The sequence below is a fragment of the Streptomyces sp. NPDC059828 genome (assembly GCF_042731955.1).
Classification (GTDB): Bacteria; Actinomycetota; Actinomycetes; order Streptomycetales; family Streptomycetaceae; genus Streptomyces.
Genome location: NZ_JBHWIW010000028.1, coordinates 1 through 16,594 on the forward strand (window position 1 = coordinate 1; position 16,594 = coordinate 16,594).

Below are 16,594 nucleotides of genomic sequence, written 5' to 3' on the forward strand. Positions count from 1 at the left end.
CCCTTCAGGGCGGGGCCCGCTTCGTGCGCGGCAGGCGCCGTAGCCGGCGTCGAGGGCCCGGGAAATCCCCCGGAGAGGACCCTGGGCTGTGTGTGAGAACTCGCGTCGTCCGCCCGGAGGGCGGGGCTCGCGGCGTCTGGTGCGCGCAACGCAAGGCGGTGGGGGTTCCCCCGCCGGAGGCAGGGGGAGGTCGTCCTCGCACGGGGCGTACTCGGACGATTCAGCAACGCAGCGAGTGTGCGTGCCAGACGCCGCGAGCCAGGCGGGAGTTCTCACACACGGCCTAGTCGTCGGTCGGGACGTCCGGCCTCTGTGTGGTGCCCGGGACGCTCACCCGTGACGGCGGCAGCGTCCCGTCCACCAGGTAGCGGTCGACCAGGGCGTCCACTTCCGGGTTGCCCAGCAGACGGTAGACCTCGTGGTCCCCCGAGTCGGCCACGGTGATCAGATGGTGTCCCAGGCGCTCCGCCATGGCGACGCCGCCCGCGTAGTGGTCCAGCGGGTCGCCGTCGGCCTGGACGACCAGGCCCACCGGGTAGCCGTCGCGTGCGATGGCGGTCGGCGGCTCGGCGGGCGTGAAGGTGCGGAAGGCGCCCACCCAGGGCTGGGCGCGCAGCACGCCGTAGCCGTACGGGAAGCGGGTACGGAACTCGCGCATGTCCCGGTAGTAGACCTCGAGGTCGTCGGGCCAGGCGTGTTCCAGGGTGATGGCCTCCAGCACTCCGGTGCGCAGCTCCCCCTCGTTGTCCTGGGGCCGCCAGGTGCCCTGCTCGGCCAGGAGCCCGTGGGCCGCCTCCGCGTCACCGGCGGTGCCTGCGTCCGCCAGCCGCGCGACGAGGGTGCCGAGGTCGGCCCAGAGGGACCGGTCGGTGGCACGGGTGCCGACGGCACCGTCGAACAGCGTGCGCAACTGGGGGCCGTCGTCGAGCTTCTCGAGCCGGACGACGACCTCCTCCACCCGGGCCAGCACCTGACGCTCATCCCGGCCGAGCCCGAATCGTCCGTGCCGGTCGGCGGTCCAGTGGGCCCACTGCTCCACGTTCCGCTGGACCGCGTCGCCCTGCCACAGGAACTGCTCGCGCCAGGTCCAGTCGGGGTTGACGCAGGAGTCGAGCACGCTGCGGTCGAGCCGCTCGGGGAACATACTGCCGAACACCGCTCCCACGTAGGCCCCGTAGGCGTAGCCCACGAAGCTGAGCCGCTCCTCGCCGAGCACGGAGCGGATGATGTCCATGTCGCGTGCGGTGTTGCGGGTGCTGATGTGGGGGCGCAGGGTGCCGCCGCCCCGCTCACAGCCCAGCTCCCGCTGCCGCATGTCCTCGGCGAGCGCATCGAACGCGGAGTCCGGGGGGCGTGAGTCGAACGGCGCCCTGGGAACCGTCACTTCGGCGTGCAGCGGGGTGGACGCACCGGTGCCGCGCGGGTCGAAGCCGATGAGGTCGTACACCTCGTGCACCGGGGTGTCCGCGTAAGCGGCGGCGAGCTTCCGGCCCCGGCCCCAGTCGCCACCGGGCCCGCCGTTGACGGACAGCAGGATCCCGCGCCGGCGCCCGGGGTCGGCCGCCCGATGGCGGCTGAGGGCGATCGTGAGGCGCTCCCCGCCGGGCCTGGCGTAGTCGGCGGGCACCTCGATGGTCGTGTGCTCGACCGTGCCGCCGCCGCCGTCGTCGGATGTGTTCGTGGTCCACCGCGGCTGCTGGGCGCGGAACTCGCTCAGCGCGTCGGGCGGTGTCGTCGCGGACCGCATGGTTGCCACCGCAGAACCTCCAATTCGCGTCAGGCGGCCAGCGTCTCGTCAGCGCCTTGAGAGGTCCTGGATCCTGGATCAGCTCCGGACCGGGTGGGGTGTGGAGGGTACGCGACCGGGCACGGCGAGCGCGGCGAGCAGTCCGGCGAGGCAGAACACAGCAGCTCCACCGAGGGCCAGGCCGTATCCGGAGACCAGGGCCTCCGGCAGTGCCCGCCCGCCGCCGAGGGCCGTCTCGGCCCGGGCGGCGGACACGGCCGCCAGGGTCACCAGACCGATGGCGCTGCCGAGCTGCCGCGTGGTGTTGAGCAGGCCCGAGGCCAAACCGGCCTGGCGCGGCGGGAGTCCGGCGGTGGCGGCGTTGGTGGTGGCGTTCAGTACGCCGCCCATCCCGAAGCCGAGCAGCAGGGCCGGGCCGAGTACGTCGGCGGTGTAGCCGGAGTGCGCGTCGATCCCGGACAGCCACAGAAGGCCGGCCGCGGCGAGGGCGAGCCCGGTGACCAGCACGGGCCGCGGGCCGGTGCGGGGCACCAGCCGGGAGACGCCCCACCCGCCGAGTGCGATCCCGAGCGACAGGGGCAGATAGCTGAGCCCGGTCCGCAGGGGACTGTAGCCCAGCACCTGCTGGAGGGTGAGGGTGAAGAAGTAGAAGGTGCTGAAGAGCGCGGCGATGCTGAAGAAGGCGACGAGGTTGGCGCTGCTCACCGACCGGTTGCGGAAGATGGCGAGTGGTACGAGCGGCGAAGTGGCGAACTTCGCCTGGACCAGCACGAACAGCACCAGCAGCACGGCGCCCGTGCCGAGCGCACCCAGCACGCGGGCCGAACCCCAGCCGTAGGTGTGGGACTCCGCGATTCCGTACGCCAGGGCCATCAGCCCGGCCGTGACGGTGACCGCGCCCGGTACGTCGAGGGCGCGCCGTCCGGCGCCGCGGCCGGGGGTCTCGGGTACCACCCAGCGCACCAGGGCGAGCAGCAGCAGCCCGATGGGCACGTTCACCAGCAGGATCCAGCGCCAGGAGAACCACTCGGTGATCAGCCCGCCCGCCAGCACACCGACCGCGCCCGCGGCGCCCGACACCACGCTCCACATCCCGAACGCCCTGGCGCGTGCGCCGGGTGCGGTGAAGGTGGTGCCGAGCACGGTGAGGGTGGCGGGCGCCATGACGGCGGCGCCGAGGCCCTGGAAGGCGCGGGCGAGCACCAGGGTCGCCGGGTCGTCGGCCATCCCGCCCACGCTGCTGGCGAGGGTGAAGAGGGCGACCCCGGCGAGGAACACCCTGCGCTGCCCGAAGATGTCGGCGAGCCGCCCGCCGAGCAGCAGGAAGCCGCAGACGGCGATGGTGTAGGCGTTGTTCACCCAGTTCAGCCTGGTGGGAGCGAAGCCCAGCTCGGCGCCGATCGACGGCAGGGCCACGTTCACGACCGAGGCGTCGAGCACGTTCATGAACTGGCCCAGGCAGCATGCGAGAAGGATCAGGCGGAGGCGACGACCGCCGCCTGCCTCGGTGGGGGCGGCATCGGATGTACGCAGGCTCTCAGCGGTGGTCATACCAGGACGCTGGGCCCGGTGGATCGACGCCCGCTCGGGCCCTGGTCGACCGGGGACGGGTTCCTCCTGTGTTCGAGGGGACTTCAAGGCGCCCCCCAGCCTCCGTTGTCACAGTCGCGTGCCGCATGGGCGTACCGGGCGTACAAGCGGACGGATCCCACGAGGAGGCGCCATGGCCAAGATCAGGTACACACATCCGGACGGCAGCGAGACCGTGCTCGATGTCCCCGAGCCCAACACCGTCATGCGGGGCGCGAAGCTCAACAACGTGAACGGCATCGAGGCGCAGTGCGGGGGTTCCGCACAGTGCGGGACCTGCCATGTGTACATCGACGAGGCCAACACCCTCCCGCTGCCGCCGATGGACGATGTCGAGGACGACGTGCTGTACGGCACGGCCAGCCCACGCCGGGAGAGCAGCAGGCTCAGCTGCCAGCTTCCCGTCTCGGACGCCATCGACGGCCTGGTGGTGCACCTGCCGGAGAGGCAGAGCTGATGGCCGGGCGTCAGGTGGTCGTCGTGGGTGCCGGGCAGGCGGGCTCGGACACGGCCGCCGCCCTGCGCGCGCGGGGCTACGACGGCCATGTCGTGCTGGTGGGCGACGAGTTGCCCGTCCCTTACCAGCGTCCCCCGCTGTCCAAGGCGTATCTCGCGGGCAAGGCCGGCCCCGGCGAACTGGAGCTGCGTCCCGAGGACTTCTACGCCGCGCAGGACATCGAGCGGGTGAGCGGCGACCGGGTGACCTCCCTCGACAGGGAAGCGTCCCGGGTGGTCCTCGCCTCCGGGCGCACGCTTCCCTACGACCGCCTGGTGCTGGCCACCGGCGCCCGCCCGCGCCCGCTGCCCGTCCCGGGCACGGGCCTGGCCGGTGTGCTGTCCCTGCGCAGCCTCGCAGACGCGGACGTGCTGCGCCGTGAACTGTCCGGGGCGGCCAACCTGGTGGTCGTCGGGGCCGGTTTCATCGGCATGGAGCTCGCGGCCACGGCGACAGGACTGGGCGTCCGCACCACGGTCGTCGAGGCGGGCACCCGGATCATGGGCCGCGCGGTGACCCCTGCCGTCTCGGACTTCCTCGCCGCCGAACACGCGGAGCGGGGGGTACGGATCCTGCTCGGCACCGAGGTGACCGGCCTCGACGGCGACCGTGAAGGCCATGTCCGGGTCGTGGAGTTGAACGACGGCCGGCGCATCGCCGCCGATGTGGTCGTGGTGGGCATCGGTGTGCTGCCCGCGGTGGACCTCGCAGCGGACGCGGGCCTCGACGTGGGCGACGGCGTGATCGTGGACACGTCCCTGCGTACCAGCGACCCCGCCGTGTACGCCATCGGCGACTGCGCCCGCTTCCCCACCCCGTATGCCCCTCCCACGTCGCGCCTGCTGCGTCTGGAGTCCGTCCAGAACGCCTCCGACCAGGCCCGCTGCGTGGCGGCCGCGCTGTGCGGCGAGCCCGTCCCGTACACCGCCGTCCCGTGGTTCTGGACGGAGCAGTACGACCTGCGCGTCCAGATGGCGGGCATCACCGGCGGCCATGACCGCACGGTCACCGTCGGCGACCCGGCCGGGCGGCGGTTCTCGGTGCTCTGTTTCCGCGGGGACCGACTGGTGGGCACCGAGTCGGTGAACCGCCCGGCCGACCACATGATCACGCGCCGCCTGCTGGCCTCGGACACCCCGGGCCCGTCCCCGGACGAGGCGGCCCGGCCGGACTTCGACTTCAAGACCTGGCAGGCGAACGCGGCTGCGACGCGGACGGCGGCGTGAGGACCTCGCCTCCGGTGGACTCCGGCACGCTGACACCGGCCGGGGCCTGGGCGGTCCAGGTGGCCCGGCCCAGCGGCACCTACCCGGGCGTCCTGCACTTCACGGTGGACGGCCGGGTGTTCCTGGCGTCGGGCGGCGCGGGGAGCTGGCGTGCCACGGGTGGTGCCGGCGCCTTCGCCTTCCGGGTCGCCGAGCCGGTCTTCGACGACTCGGGCGCGTGCACCGGCTGGGTGGACATCGTGCAGCGGGCCACGCTGAACGGCGACACCTTCAGCAGCACGGGCACCTCGGTAGTGCACGACCACACGGGCGGCCCGAGCCGCCGGGCCCGGGTCGGGATATCGGCGCAACGCCCGTCGTGAGACGCTGCCTCATGATCGCCAAGCTCCAGTGCGTGGTGTTGGACTGTGCCGATGCCGATGAACTGGCCCGGTTCTACCAGTCGCTGCTCGGCGGCACGGTGAACCAGCCGGATCCCCGGTGGTCGCTCGACGACAGCTGGGCGACACTCCACACCGAGGGCGGGTTGGTGCTGGCTTTCCAGCGCGTGGCGGACCACCGGCCGCCGCGGTGGCCGGACCCCGCACGTCCCCAGCGGTTCCCTCTCGATCCGGCGGTCGAGGACCTGGACCGTGCTCAGGAGGAAGCGCTCGGCAGGGGCGCCACACTGCTCGACGCGGGCGACGGGAAGCGGAGTTGGCGGGTCTTCTCGGATCCTGCGGGCCATCCGTTCTGCCTCGTCCGGGACTGACGGAACCCGACCGGGAATTTCGCCCCGGAATTCCCATCCGCCACACGCGTTTCAGAGCTCGGCGATCCGGCCCAGCCTCGTCGCCCGCGGGCGGCCCCGACTCGGCCGGCTCGCCCGGTTTCCGGATCAGATGAACTCATGGGTGACTCAGCGCTTCATACGGCGAGTGAGCAGTCCACCCGACGGGGCTGAACGCTCTCGTCGGCGGACTGACCGGCACGGCTGGTGAGCGCGTTGATCTCTGTCGGTGACAGTACGGATGTCGTTGCGGAGCGGGTGCATAGGATCGCCGGCATGGCACTGCGACCGGCTCAGGTGAACCTCAAGGCTCTTGACGACTCGGCGGTCGGCCGGTTCTGGGCGGAAGCGCTCGGCTGGAGTGTCTACAGACCCGGCGTGACCGCCTACGTCGGACCCGTCGGCGGCTTCGTCTGGCCGGACCCGGTCGCCATCGGTATCAACGTCATCACCGTCCCGGAACCCAGGACGACGGCGAAGAACCGTGTGCACCTCGATCTCGCCACCACCTCCGCGGCCCATCAGGCGGAGTTGGTCGCGCGCCTGAAGGCTCTCGGTGCGACGCCCGCCGACGTGGGCCAGGGCGAAGTGCCGTGGACGGTCCTCGCCGACCCGGAGGGCAACGAGTTCTGCGTGCTGGAGCCTCGGGAGGTCTACCGGGACACCGGGCCGATCGCCGCGGTGGTGGTCGACTGTGCGGATCCGCGGGCCATGGCCCGGTTCTGGGACGAGGCTCTGGACTGGACCCTGCACGAGGTGGCCGACGATCACGCGGTGCTGCGCTCCGCCAAGGGTGCCGGCCCGTATCTCGAGTTCCTCCGCACGCCCGGCGTGAAGACCGTGCCGGACCGCGTCCATCTCGACCTGCTGCCGTACCCCGGTGACGACAAAGCGGCGGAGGTGGCCCGTCTGCGCGCCCTTGGCGCCGCCGACCTCGACCTGGGCCAGGGCGACGTCCCGTGGACGTGCCTGACCGACCCGGAGGGCCACGAGTTCTGTGTCCTCGCCCCGTCCTGACCCGGAGCCTTGACGACACACTGATCACGGGGAGGGAAGATCGGCCGACGGGCCTGAGCACCCGGCTCACGGGCTGCTGGAATTCCGTGGTCACCGCCCCCGTGAGAACGTCGGTGACGACGTCCAGCCTGCCGGCAGTTCCTCGACCAGCGGGACACGCACGACGAGCTCGTGAACGCCCGGGGGGTGTTCACGAGCTCGTCGCACCGGCCGAGGGCAGGTGGCGGTCGCTCCTTACAGGGGGATCGACACATTGCCCCGGTAGGCGCCCTTCAGACACGCCATCAGCGCCTCCGGGGCCGCTTCGATGCCCCCCTCGACCACGGTCTGCGGGAACACGAACCGTCCCTCGCCCAGCCAGGTCGCGAAGTGCTGGACCCAGGCGCCGATCTGCTCCGGGGTGTGGTAGCAGGCGAACGGGCGCAGCTCCAGATGCCGGGTGATCGCCGTCATCAGGTCAAGTCGGGGCAGGCCGTCCTCGCCGGCGCCGTTCTGCACGGACAGGGCGCCGCACAGGGCGAACCTGGCGTACGGGGCGGCGACCTGGATCGCGGCCTCGAACTGCTCGCCGCCGACGTTGTCGAAGAACACGTCGACGCCGTCGGGGGCGAGCTCCCGCAGCCGCTCGACCACCGGCCCGTCGTGGTAGTCGAAGGCGGCGTCGTAGCCCAGCTCCTCCACCAGGTACGCCACCTTCTCCGCGCTGCCCGCGCTGCCGATGACCCGGGCCGCGCCCCGGCGCTTGGCGATCTGCCCGGCGAGCGAGCCGACGCCCCCGGCCGCTCCGGAGACGAAGACCACGTCGCCCTCGCCGACCCGGGCGATGTCGGCCATGCCGTAGTACGCCGTGGGCCCCTGGCACAGGAAGTAGGAGGTGTCGGGGAAGACGCCCTGCGGCAGTTTGAAGAACGTGTGGGCGGGTCCGACGGCGTACTCGCACCAGCCGGTCATGGACTGCACGAGGTCGCCGACGGCGAGATCCGGGCTGTTGGACTTCACGACGGTACCGGTCTCCCCGCCGCCGATCCGCCCGCCCACCTGGTACGGGGGCAGCGGGAGCTGGCAGTCCGCACGCATCCGGTCCTGGTACGCGGCGGCGACGCCGAGGTGGTCCATCCGTACGACGACCTCGCCAGGGGCGGGGAGCGGGACCTCGACCTCGACGAGCTCGAAGTGGTCGAGGGTGAGGTCGCCCTCCAGGTGCTTGGCCAGCCGTATCTCACGGGCCTTGTCCGGGGCCGTCGCTGCTCCCGATGTCATGATCACTGTCCTCCGTACCAGGTGGGATGGTTGTGGGCCCCGGTGAGGCCCTCAGGGGGCTTTCCAGACCACCGGCAGGCTGGTCAGGGTGTGATTGATCTCGCCGGTGTGCCAGGGCAGTTCCTCCTGCGGCACGGCGAGCCTGAGGCCGGGGAAGCGACGGATGAGGCCGTCGATGGCGATCTCCATCTCCATCCGGCCGAGGTGCTTGCCCAGGCAGTAGTGCACCCCGTGGCCGAAGGAGATGTGGGGGTTGTGGGCGCGGGCCAGGTCGAGCCGGTCGGGGTCGTCGAAGACCTCTCCGTCGCGGTTGGCGGACGCCAGGCACAGCAGCACCGCGTCGCCCTTGCGGATGGTCACCCCACCGACCTCGATGTCGTCGGCGGCGATCCGAGGGAAGCCCGAGGTGTCGGTGGCGAACAGGTTGACGTGCCGCAGCAGTTCCTCGACGGCCACCGGGATGCGGTCGCGGTCCTCGGCGAGCCACTGCCACTGCTCGGGGTGGTCGGCGATCAGCGCGAGCACCGAATTGGCAAGCTGGTTGGCGGTGGTGTCGAAGCCGGCGCCGATCAGGGTGAAGCCGAAGGTCACCAGCTCCTGCTCGCTGAGCCGGTCGTCGTTGTCGCGGGCCGCGATCAGGTCGGAGAGCATGTCGTCCGTGGGACTGGCGCGCTTCTCGGCGACCAACCCGACGATGTACTCGCTCAGTTTGGCCAGCCCGGCCAGGGACTCCTCACCGCCCGCGCGGTCGTCGACCGTCGCGAAGGCCCTGGCCCACTTCTCGAAGTCCCGCAGATCCTTGGCGGGCACGCCGAGCAGCTCGCCGATGACCGTGAGCGGCAGCGGCAGGCAGAGCTGCTGCACCAGGTCGACCGGGCCCTCCTTGGCCATCATGTCGTCGAGGAGCTCGTCGGCGACCTTCTGCACTCCGGCCCGCATCCGCTCGACGCGGCGCAGGGTGAAGGCACCGGCCACCAGCTTGCGCAGCCTGGAGTGTTCGGGCGAGTCCAGGGAGATGATCATCTCGGGGGTCGTGTGCATGGTGCCGCCGATACGCGGGGCGCCCTCCCCGCAGGCCAGCGCGCGGCTGAGGCGGGGGTCGGCCGACAGTGCCCGTACGTCCTCGTACCGGGTGATGAGCCAGGTGTCGACGCCGCCCGCGGTGGGGACGCGTACCACGGGCTGTTCGGTGCGCAGGTCGGCGTACCGCGGGGCGGGGCCGCGGTAGCTCGACCCGGGGAAGGGGTAGACGTCCGACACATCGGACACGGGGCAGGCGGACATCGGATACCTCCGCGAGGTGGGGTCTGTCGTGGGTGGTCGGGGCGGCGGCGTGGGTGCTGGTCGGTGCGGCTTCGGGCCGGTCACTCCTCTTCGGGACCGAGCAGCACGGCCGAGTAGTTCTTGCGGGCCGCCGTGTCGTACTGGAGCGCGACATGGCTCGTGGCGGAGGTGATGTCACGCCAGAACCGCTGCAAGGGGTGTGCCTCGCCGAGTCCGCCGGTGCCCGCGCCGCGGACCAGCAGGCCCGCCGCCTCCTGGAGGAGCTCGGCGGCGAAGGTCGCGTTGCGCTCGTTCCTGGCCATCAGCTCCGGTGTGAAGAGCTGCTCGTCGATGACCGCGGCGTTCTGGTCGACGAGGTGGCGGGCGGCGTCGATCCGCCCCGACGCACGCACCAGGATCAGCTCACCCGCGTGGTTGCGGCGCCGTCCGGTCATGGTTCCCGCGCAGGCGGCAAGGGCACCGGTGGCCGCGCCCACCACGGGGGCGATGAAGGTCAGCCCGCCGACCGCCTGGAACGGCACCCGGTGGCAGGGCGCGGCGGAGGTCTCGTTGTGCCCGGTGAGCATGTCGGCGCGGTCGAAGGACAGATGCGCCGGTACGGTCACGTCCTCCAGCACCACGGTGTGGCTGGCGGTGGCTCGCATACCGACGCTGTCCCAGGTCTCCTGCACCGTCCACGTCCCGCGGGGCAGCGCGAAGAAGCGCAGCTGCGGCGGCCCTTCGGCACCGGTGGCGGCTGCGGCGCAGACGAGGATCCAGTCGGCGAAGTCCACCCCGCTGACGTAGCTCCACCGTCCGCTGAGCCGCCAGCCGCCGTCCACCGCCCTGGCCCGTCCTGCGGGCATCAGCCCGGTGGCGATCACGGTGTCGGGGCTTTCGCTCCAGATGGCGCGGTGCCCCTCTTCCGGCAGGTGCGAGGCGAACCGCGCCGAATAGGCGGCCAGTGAGGCGCACCAGGCGGTCGCCGCGCAGGACTCGCCGACGGCGACGACGGCACGGGTCAGCTCACCGAAGCTGCCTTCCGTACCACCCCAGCGGGAGGCCACGAAGTGCCGGGCGAAGCCGGACTGCCGGATCGACTCCGTGACCTCGGGAGCGATCCGGCGGGTGCTGTCCGCGTCGGCGGCGTGCTCGGCCGCGAGGGCGCGCAGCTTGTCGGCGGCCTCGGCCAGCCCGGTGTCCCCTTGTATGACGGCAGCCATCCTCGTGACCTCCTGTGGTGAACGCTTCGCGGTGCGCGGTCCGGTGGCTCACCCTGCCCGGGGCACCTCGAAACCGGGTGCAACGCGGCTAGGGGGCGCTTCTGCCCCTGCCGTTGCTGCGATGCGCGTCGTTCCCGCGGTGCGTGTCGTTTCTGCGGTGCGTGTCGTTCCTGCGGTGCGTGTCGTTCCTGCGGTGCGCGTCGCGGCCATACGCGCCGTACCGGCCGTACGCACGCCGTGTCCGCCGTGCCGGCCCCGTCCCGCCGTACCGGCCGTACCTTCCCCGGACATGCCTCGGGCCCCGGTCCTCGTCGACCGGGGCCCGAGGCCGCCTTCCGCGGTAACGGCCGGGCTCAGAAGAGCTTGGCGAACCGCTCCAGGGTCTCCCCCGGGCTCGGACCGTCGAGTGCCTGGAAGATCCGCTCGGCACCCGCTCCGTGCTTGTGCAGCTTGATGTGCGCCAGCTCCACGATGGTGCCGCCACCGGGGGCCGGAGCGAAGGTCACCTCGATCTCACTGGCCCGCTCGTCGTCCGGGATCGACTGCCAATTGCCGTCGAGCCGCCAGGTCATCGCCAGCCGGCGCCCCGGCTCCCACTCCAGGATGCGGCCCCAGGTGATCTCGTTGCCCTCCACATCCCACTCGTAGTAGCGCCCATCCACTCCGCCCTCGAAGGCAAGGCCCACGCGCTCCTTCTTGAGCAGGACATGGGACGGGGGCCACCAGTCCTTGGGTCGCTCGGTGAAGATCTTGAAGCTCTCGTCGGGCGATGCCGGCACCGTCACCGACTTCCGTACGTCCGGAATCGTCTGCTCCGACACGGACCCCTCCTCGCTCGCGTCACATCGATCGGTCCGGTCACCTTCCCGCCCGCCGCTCAACCCCTCGTCGACCGGGACTCGAACGGCCCCGCCTCGAGCCGGATTCGAGAACCGCGCAAGGCCCCGGCGCCACGGTCGGTCCACTTGGACGAGCGACGGGAGAGCACGATGACAGATACGGCACGACGGGTCGCCTTCGTCACCGGCGCGACCAGCGGAATCGGCCTCGCGGTGACCGAGCTGCTGGCCGGGCAGGGCATAGCCGTGTTCGGTGTGGCCCGGGGCGACGAAGACATACGCGCGCTGGTGAAGCGACTGCGGGCGGAGGGCCACGAGGTCTCCGGCACGGTCTGCGACGTCACCTCGCCGGAAGCGATCCGTACCGCGGTGCGGACGGCCGTCGACACCTACGGCCGGATCGACATCCTCGTCAACAACGCGGGACGCGGCGGCGGCGGAGTGACCGCCGAGATCGAGGACTCCCTCTGGGACGACGTGATCGAGACCAACCTCAACGGCACCTTCCGTGTCACCCGCGAAGTGCTGAGCACCGGACGGATGGGGGACGGCGGCTGGGGCCGCATCGTCAACGTCGCCTCCACCGGGGGCAAGCAAGGCGTCGAGCTGGCCGCTCCGTACTCCGCGTCCAAGCACGGCGTCATCGGCTTCACCAAGGCAGTCGGCAAAGAGCTGGCCAAGAGCGGTATCACGGTCAACGCCGTGTGCCCCGGCTATGTGGAGACGCCGATGGCACAGCGGGTGCGCCAGGGCTACGCCGGTCACTACGGCGTGAGCGAGGAGGACATCCTCGAGAAGTTCAACGCGAAGATCCCGCTGGGCCGCTATTCGACGCCGGAGGAAGTGGCGGGACTTGTCGGCTATCTGATCTCCGATGTGGCGGCTTCGATCACGGCGCAGGCGCTCAATGTCTGCGGCGGGCTGGGCAACTACTGATGCGAACCGAGACGGAAGTCCTCACCATGGCCAAGGTTTCCCCGCTCTCCCAACCGACTGAGTCCGCGCCCTCCTCGCCGTCCGCGACAGCCGTGCTGGCACCGCCCGAGATGGCCGCGTTCCGGGCGGCCATGGGCCGCTTCCCCACCGGTGTCACCCTGCTCACCCAGGGCAGCGGCGACAGCACGAGCGTGATCACCCTGAACAGCCTCACCTCCGTATCGCTGGATCCCCTGCTGATCCTGGTCTCCATCAAGGCGGACGGCCGGATGCGCCCCCGGGTCGCCGAGGCCGGCAGCTTCGCCGTCAATGTGCTGGGCAGCCATCAGCAGGAACTGGCCCAGGAGTTCTGCCGCCCGGACCGCCCGGCGGGCCTGGCGGCGATGCGCAGGCTCGGCGCGGTCGAGGGGATCACCGGGAACGCCGTACTGCCCCTGGCGGAGACGTCGTTCGAGTGCGTACTCGACGCCGAGCACGAGGCCGGGGACCACACCCTGCTGATCGGCCGGGTGGTGGCCCTGGCCACCGCTGAGGCCGGCTCCGATCCGCTCGTCTTCCACCAGGGACGCTTCACCCGCCTGCCCGTCGCCGCTGCGACGGAGGCGGCGGCATGACAGCGGTGTCCGACGTGTCCGCCACGGCGCCGCCCTCCCTGCGGCCCGTGGCGGACGGGGTGTATGCCTTCGTCCAGCCGGACGGGGGCTGGTGTCTCAACAACGCAGGTCTCGTCGTCGGTTCGGAACGCAGTGTGCTCGTCGACACCGCGGCCACCGAGGCACGTGCCCGGCGGCTGCGCGAGGAGACCGAGCGGCTGGCCCCGGGCGGAGTCGACTTCGTCGTCAACACGCACTTCCACGGTGATCACACCTTCGGCAACGGGCAGTTCGCCCCCCGCTCGGTGATCGTGGCGCACGAGGGCTGCCGCTCCGACAGCGCCGAGGCCGGGCTCGGGCTGCGGAGCCTGTGGCCGGACGTGGAATGGGGCGAGACCCCGCTGGTCCTGCCGTCACTCACGTTCCGCGACTCGCTCACCGTGCACGCGGGGGATGTGCGTGTCGAGCTGCTCTCGGTGGGGCCCGCCCACACTCCCGACGATGTGGTGGTGTGGATACCGGAGCGTTCGGTGCTCTTCACGGGCGACGTGGTGTGGTCGGGCGTCACACCGTACGTCCTGATGGGGTCGATCACGGGCTCGCTGCGCGCCCTGGGGCGGTTGCGGGAGCTCGGAGCCGCGACGGTGGTACCTGGCCATGGGCCGGTCGGCGGCGGCGAGCTGATCGATGAGACGGAGGCGTATCTCCATTGGGTCCAGCGGCTGGCGCAAGAGGGTCTGCGCCGGGGCATCGGCCCGCTGCGCGCGGCCGAGGAGGCGGACACCGGCGCGTTCGCCGGGCTCGTGGACTCCGAGCGGCTGGTGGGCAATCTGCACCGCGCGTACGCGGAGCTCGAAGGGCTCGCGCCCGGGGCGCGTATCGATGTACTGGCGTCCTTCAAGGAGATGGTCGCCTACCACGGCGGACTGCCCGCCTGCCATGCCTGAACTACACGCTGAGAGGAGCCGTCGATGACGATCCTGCTGGAACGGACCGTGCGAGAGGTTCTGCCCCCGCTGGAGCTGACGGTGGGACACACTCTGCCCCCGCTGCCTCCGCTGACGACACTGGCGCCGACGGTGGCACCACCGCGGAACCCGGCGCCCCGTACCACGCCGGCCTGGGTGCCCCTGCTGCTGGCGGGTGATCCGGACGACGACGGCAGCGAACCACATATCTGCCGTGGCATCGACTGACTGGATGACGTGCGCAGACGGGCGAGCACCCCGGTACCTCGGTACTCGGTACGGGGTGCTCACCCGTTTCTGCCGCTCTTGTTGATCTTGCTTCTCTCGCTTCTCTTGCTTCTACTCTTGCTTCTACGGCTTCGTCACGTTGAGGACGCGGCCGGTTCGTCGCGGTGGATCACCCGCGAGCGGGTCAGCAGCCTGCCATCCACCCGGACGAGGACATCGTCGACGGTGAACGTGGGCTGGAAGCTGACGTTGCCCTCGCGGTTGGTCTGGGTGACGAGGGTGTAGTACGAGACGCGCAGGAGGTCCGCGTCCGCCTGGTCGACCTCGATCAACAGATGGTCGAACCAGTGGCGGACCGCGATGTCCTGGTAGCGCGGGAGGTTCGCCTTCATTCCGGCGATCATCTCCTCGCGGCCCTGCTGACGGTGGCCGCCCGCGTGGACGACCTCTCCGTCATCGGTGAAGGTGTCCGCGAACCCCTCGATGTCGAGGGCGTCGACCCGGCGCATCTGGTGGGCGTAGAAGGTCTGGACCTCGGCGTAGACATCTCCGGTGACCTGGTGCCGGAGTGTCCCGACCGGCTGAGGCATGGCAACTCCTCTCGAGACGCTGCCCTCATGGCCGCGCGACTGCGCCCAGGCTGCCGAACGCGCCTTCAGCACCAGTGGAGACCGGCTCGGAACCGCAGGTCCCGGGGTTCTCGCCTCATCAGCCGACCGCCTTCAGGAACCGGGCGGCGATGGGCCCGGCATCGGCGCCCCCCGAGCCGCCGTCCTCCACGAGCACCGCCCAGGCCAGGTTCCGGCCGCCCTGGTAACCGATCATCCAGGCATGGGTGTGCGGAGGGGTCTGGTCCCCGTACTCCGCCGTACCGGTCTTGGCATACGCCTCGCCCGGTACGTCCCCCAGTACCCGGGCTGTGCCCTCGGTGACCGTGGCGCGCATCATGGTGCGCAGGGCGGACAGAACGGCCGGGCCGAGTCGCTCCGTCGCGTGGTGCGGCTTCTTCACCGCGGCGGGCACGAGCACCGGCTGACGGAAGGTGCCATCCTTCACGGTCGCCGCGATCGAGGCCATCACCAGGGGTGACGCCTGGACCCGGGCCTGCCCGATGGTGGCCGCGGCCTTGTCGTTGTCGCTACTGGCGATGGGGACGCTGCCGTCGTAGGTGGCCACTCCCACGTCCCAGGTGGCGCCGATTCCGAAGGCCTGCGCCGTGTCGTGCAGCGAGGCCTTCTCCAACTTGGTGCGGGCGTTGACGAAGAAGGTGTTGCAGGACCTGGCGAACGCGTCCGCGAACGTGGCACCGCCCGGCATGCTGAACTGGTCGTGGTTCTCGAACCGCTGCCCGTTGACATGGGCGAACACCGGGCAGTCGACGGGGTCGGCCGGGCTCATGCCGGCCTTCAGCAGAGCGGCCGCGGTGACGACCTTGAAGGTGGAGCCGGGTGGGTAGCGTCCTTCCAGTGCACGGTTCATGCCACCGGGTCGGTTGGCGGCGGCGAGGATGCGACCGGTCGCCGGATCGATGGCCACGATGGCCGCGTTCTTCCGTACGCCGTCCAGGGCTTCGGCGGCGGCTTCCTGAATCCTCGGGTCGATGGTGGTCCGCACCGGCACTCCGCCCTTGGCGCCGCCGCCGTTGCCGTTGCCGTTGCCGTTACCGAGCCTCTTCACGGCACGCCCGGAGGCACGGTCCACGATCACGACGGACTTCATTCCGGCGGCTCCACCGGTGAGCTGTCGGTCGTAGCGGGCTTCGAGGCCGGACACGCCCCTGCCGCTCCTCGGGTCGACCAGTCCGACGATCGAGGGCGCGCGCAGGGTGTCGCCGCGGGTGTCGAGCACAGCGGCACGTGCCTGCGTCTGCAGGGCCAGGGTCTGGCCGGCGGCAAGACGGGGGTGAATCAGCGGAGTGGTGAACTCCACCTGCCATTCCTCGCCCCGCTTCAGCAGGAGCCTGGCCTTCGACTCCCAGGTGTAGTCACCGGCACCGGGGATCGTCATCGCGACGGTGAACGGAATCCGAACCTCTCTGCTGCCCTGCTTGCGGCCCTTCCGTGCCGTGAACTCCGCCTTCGACGGCTTCAGGTTCGTCATGACGGACGTGATCAGGGACTCGGCATAGGCGGGGGTGCCGGTGTACGACCCCGCCTGCCGTGCAGCCCCCGTCTCCCAGGCGTCCAGGAACCCCTGCAAGCGGGCGGTCGCGGCGCGCACTTGAGGATCCTCGGCATGAACGACCAGGGTGGAGTAGGCCCAGTGGCCGATTCCCGCCACGGCTGCGAGCGCCACCACAGCCGTGACCGCAATACGCGATCGACGCCACCGCCTGCGTCCTGACGGAGAGTAGTCCCGGTATACGCTGCCGCGAGCCATGCGCGCATCCTAGGGTCGCGGTCCCCTGGCTCTCCGTACTGCCGCGCGATGTCGGGCGGG

The 16,594-nt window shown here is 71.1% G+C and carries 17 protein-coding genes; 9 read left to right on the forward strand and 8 right to left on the reverse strand.

Annotated features, from left to right (window positions below):
• Positions 1–283: 283 nt before the first annotated feature.
• Positions 284–1,747 carry an alpha/beta fold hydrolase gene (locus ACFV6V_RS18260; RefSeq protein ID WP_385566066.1) on the reverse strand — a complete coding sequence of 488 codons (1,464 nt, stop codon included), beginning with the start codon at positions 1,745–1,747 and terminating at the stop codon, positions 284–286.
• Between the two features lie 78 nt (positions 1,748–1,825).
• Positions 1,826–3,298: an MFS transporter gene (locus tag ACFV6V_RS18265; RefSeq protein WP_385565872.1), complete on the reverse strand. Its 1,473-nt coding sequence runs from the start codon at positions 3,296–3,298 to the stop codon at positions 1,826–1,828.
• A gap of 172 nt (positions 3,299–3,470) precedes the next feature.
• Here ACFV6V_RS18265 and ACFV6V_RS18270 point away from each other — a divergent pair, with 172 nt between their 5' ends.
• From ACFV6V_RS18270 to ACFV6V_RS18290, 5 genes are all read left to right on the forward strand, one after another.
• Positions 3,471–3,794 carry a 2Fe-2S iron-sulfur cluster-binding protein gene (locus ACFV6V_RS18270; RefSeq protein ID WP_361279712.1) on the forward strand — a complete coding sequence of 108 codons (324 nt, stop codon included), beginning with the start codon at positions 3,471–3,473 and terminating at the stop codon, positions 3,792–3,794.
• Positions 3,794–5,059, forward strand: a complete 1,266-nt coding sequence (locus ACFV6V_RS18275) for an NAD(P)/FAD-dependent oxidoreductase (protein ID WP_385565875.1) — start codon at positions 3,794–3,796, stop codon at positions 5,057–5,059. The genes ACFV6V_RS18270 and ACFV6V_RS18275 overlap by 1 nt, the downstream gene beginning before the upstream one ends.
• Positions 5,056–5,421, forward strand: coding sequence for a hypothetical protein (locus ACFV6V_RS18280; RefSeq protein WP_385565877.1), 366 nt, complete (start codon positions 5,056–5,058; stop codon positions 5,419–5,421). The genes ACFV6V_RS18275 and ACFV6V_RS18280 overlap by 4 nt, the downstream gene beginning before the upstream one ends.
• Positions 5,422–5,432: 11 nt before the next feature.
• Entirely contained in the window at positions 5,433–5,810 is a 378-nt protein-coding gene (locus ACFV6V_RS18285; RefSeq protein ID WP_385565880.1) for a VOC family protein, read from the forward strand.
• 294 nt (positions 5,811–6,104) lie between these two features.
• Positions 6,105–6,845 (forward strand): VOC family protein, encoded by a 741-nt coding sequence (locus ACFV6V_RS18290; protein ID WP_385565883.1) that lies wholly within the window; start codon positions 6,105–6,107, stop codon positions 6,843–6,845.
• 234 nt (positions 6,846–7,079) lie between these two features.
• Here ACFV6V_RS18290 and ACFV6V_RS18295 read toward each other — a convergent pair whose 3' ends face one another.
• The 4 genes from ACFV6V_RS18295 to ACFV6V_RS18310 all read right to left on the reverse strand — a co-directional run bounded on the left by ACFV6V_RS18295 (position 7,080) and on the right by ACFV6V_RS18310 (position 11,412).
• Positions 7,080–8,105 carry a zinc-binding dehydrogenase gene (locus ACFV6V_RS18295; protein WP_385565886.1) on the reverse strand — a complete coding sequence of 342 codons (1,026 nt, stop codon included), beginning with the start codon at positions 8,103–8,105 and terminating at the stop codon, positions 7,080–7,082.
• A 51-nt stretch (positions 8,106–8,156) separates the two neighbouring features.
• On the reverse strand, positions 8,157–9,389 hold the full coding sequence (locus tag ACFV6V_RS18300; protein WP_385565890.1) for a cytochrome P450: 1,233 nt from the start codon (positions 9,387–9,389) through the stop codon (positions 8,157–8,159).
• 80 nt (positions 9,390–9,469) lie between these two features.
• Positions 9,470–10,591, reverse strand: a complete 1,122-nt coding sequence (locus tag ACFV6V_RS18305) for a hydrolase (RefSeq protein WP_385565893.1) — start codon at positions 10,589–10,591, stop codon at positions 9,470–9,472.
• 353 nt (positions 10,592–10,944) lie between these two features.
• Complete coding sequence (locus tag ACFV6V_RS18310) at positions 10,945–11,412, reverse strand: SRPBCC domain-containing protein (RefSeq protein WP_385565895.1); 468 nt, start codon at positions 11,410–11,412, stop codon at positions 10,945–10,947.
• A gap of 168 nt (positions 11,413–11,580) precedes the next feature.
• On the opposite strand from ACFV6V_RS18310, the gene ACFV6V_RS18315 reads away from it, so the two are divergent.
• From ACFV6V_RS18315 to ACFV6V_RS18330, 4 genes are read left to right on the forward strand one after another with little or no spacing between them, the layout of a single operon-like run.
• A complete protein-coding gene (locus ACFV6V_RS18315; RefSeq protein WP_385565898.1) occupies positions 11,581–12,366 on the forward strand; it encodes an SDR family NAD(P)-dependent oxidoreductase in 786 nt (261 codons plus the stop codon).
• A 26-nt stretch (positions 12,367–12,392) separates the two neighbouring features.
• A complete protein-coding gene (locus tag ACFV6V_RS18320; RefSeq protein WP_385565900.1) occupies positions 12,393–12,980 on the forward strand; it encodes a flavin reductase family protein in 588 nt (195 codons plus the stop codon).
• Positions 12,977–13,906 (forward strand): MBL fold metallo-hydrolase, encoded by a 930-nt coding sequence (locus ACFV6V_RS18325; RefSeq protein ID WP_385565903.1) that lies wholly within the window; start codon positions 12,977–12,979, stop codon positions 13,904–13,906. Before ACFV6V_RS18320 ends, ACFV6V_RS18325 begins: the two co-directional genes overlap by 4 nt.
• Positions 13,907–13,930: 24 nt before the next feature.
• Positions 13,931–14,155, forward strand: a complete 225-nt coding sequence (locus tag ACFV6V_RS18330; RefSeq protein WP_385565906.1) for a hypothetical protein — start codon at positions 13,931–13,933, stop codon at positions 14,153–14,155.
• Between the two features lie 134 nt (positions 14,156–14,289).
• Here ACFV6V_RS18330 and ACFV6V_RS18335 read toward each other — a convergent pair whose 3' ends face one another.
• Positions 14,290–14,745 (reverse strand): nuclear transport factor 2 family protein, encoded by a 456-nt coding sequence (locus ACFV6V_RS18335; RefSeq protein ID WP_385565908.1) that lies wholly within the window; start codon positions 14,743–14,745, stop codon positions 14,290–14,292.
• Between the two features lie 118 nt (positions 14,746–14,863).
• Positions 14,864–16,534, reverse strand: coding sequence for a penicillin-binding transpeptidase domain-containing protein (locus ACFV6V_RS18340; RefSeq protein WP_385565911.1), 1,671 nt, complete (start codon positions 16,532–16,534; stop codon positions 14,864–14,866).
• Positions 16,535–16,594 lie beyond the last annotated feature (60 nt).

Excerpts from the sequence above, each read along its gene's own strand:
- ACFV6V_RS18260 (WP_385566066.1), bottom strand. The coding sequence starts at position 1,747 with ATGCGGTCCGCGACGACACCGCCCGACGCGCTGAGCGAGTTCCGCGCC.
- ACFV6V_RS18265 (WP_385565872.1), bottom strand. The coding sequence starts at position 3,298 with ATGACCACCGCTGAGAGCCTGCGTACATCCGATGCCGCCCCCACCGAG.
- ACFV6V_RS18270 (WP_361279712.1), top strand. The coding sequence starts at position 3,471 with ATGGCCAAGATCAGGTACACACATCCGGACGGCAGCGAGACCGTGCTC.
- ACFV6V_RS18275 (WP_385565875.1), top strand. The coding sequence starts at position 3,794 with ATGGCCGGGCGTCAGGTGGTCGTCGTGGGTGCCGGGCAGGCGGGCTCG.
- ACFV6V_RS18285 (WP_385565880.1), top strand. The coding sequence starts at position 5,433 with ATGATCGCCAAGCTCCAGTGCGTGGTGTTGGACTGTGCCGATGCCGAT.
- ACFV6V_RS18290 (WP_385565883.1), top strand. The coding sequence starts at position 6,105 with ATGGCACTGCGACCGGCTCAGGTGAACCTCAAGGCTCTTGACGACTCG.
- ACFV6V_RS18295 (WP_385565886.1), bottom strand. The coding sequence starts at position 8,105 with ATGACATCGGGAGCAGCGACGGCCCCGGACAAGGCCCGTGAGATACGG.
- ACFV6V_RS18300 (WP_385565890.1), bottom strand. The coding sequence starts at position 9,389 with ATGTCCGCCTGCCCCGTGTCCGATGTGTCGGACGTCTACCCCTTCCCC.
- ACFV6V_RS18305 (WP_385565893.1), bottom strand. The coding sequence starts at position 10,591 with ATGGCTGCCGTCATACAAGGGGACACCGGGCTGGCCGAGGCCGCCGAC.
- ACFV6V_RS18315 (WP_385565898.1), top strand. The coding sequence starts at position 11,581 with ATGACAGATACGGCACGACGGGTCGCCTTCGTCACCGGCGCGACCAGC.
- ACFV6V_RS18320 (WP_385565900.1), top strand. The coding sequence starts at position 12,393 with ATGGCCAAGGTTTCCCCGCTCTCCCAACCGACTGAGTCCGCGCCCTCC.
- ACFV6V_RS18325 (WP_385565903.1), top strand. The coding sequence starts at position 12,977 with ATGACAGCGGTGTCCGACGTGTCCGCCACGGCGCCGCCCTCCCTGCGG.
- ACFV6V_RS18330 (WP_385565906.1), top strand. The coding sequence starts at position 13,931 with ATGACGATCCTGCTGGAACGGACCGTGCGAGAGGTTCTGCCCCCGCTG.
- ACFV6V_RS18335 (WP_385565908.1), bottom strand. The coding sequence starts at position 14,745 with ATGCCTCAGCCGGTCGGGACACTCCGGCACCAGGTCACCGGAGATGTC.
- ACFV6V_RS18340 (WP_385565911.1), bottom strand. The coding sequence starts at position 16,534 with ATGGCTCGCGGCAGCGTATACCGGGACTACTCTCCGTCAGGACGCAGG.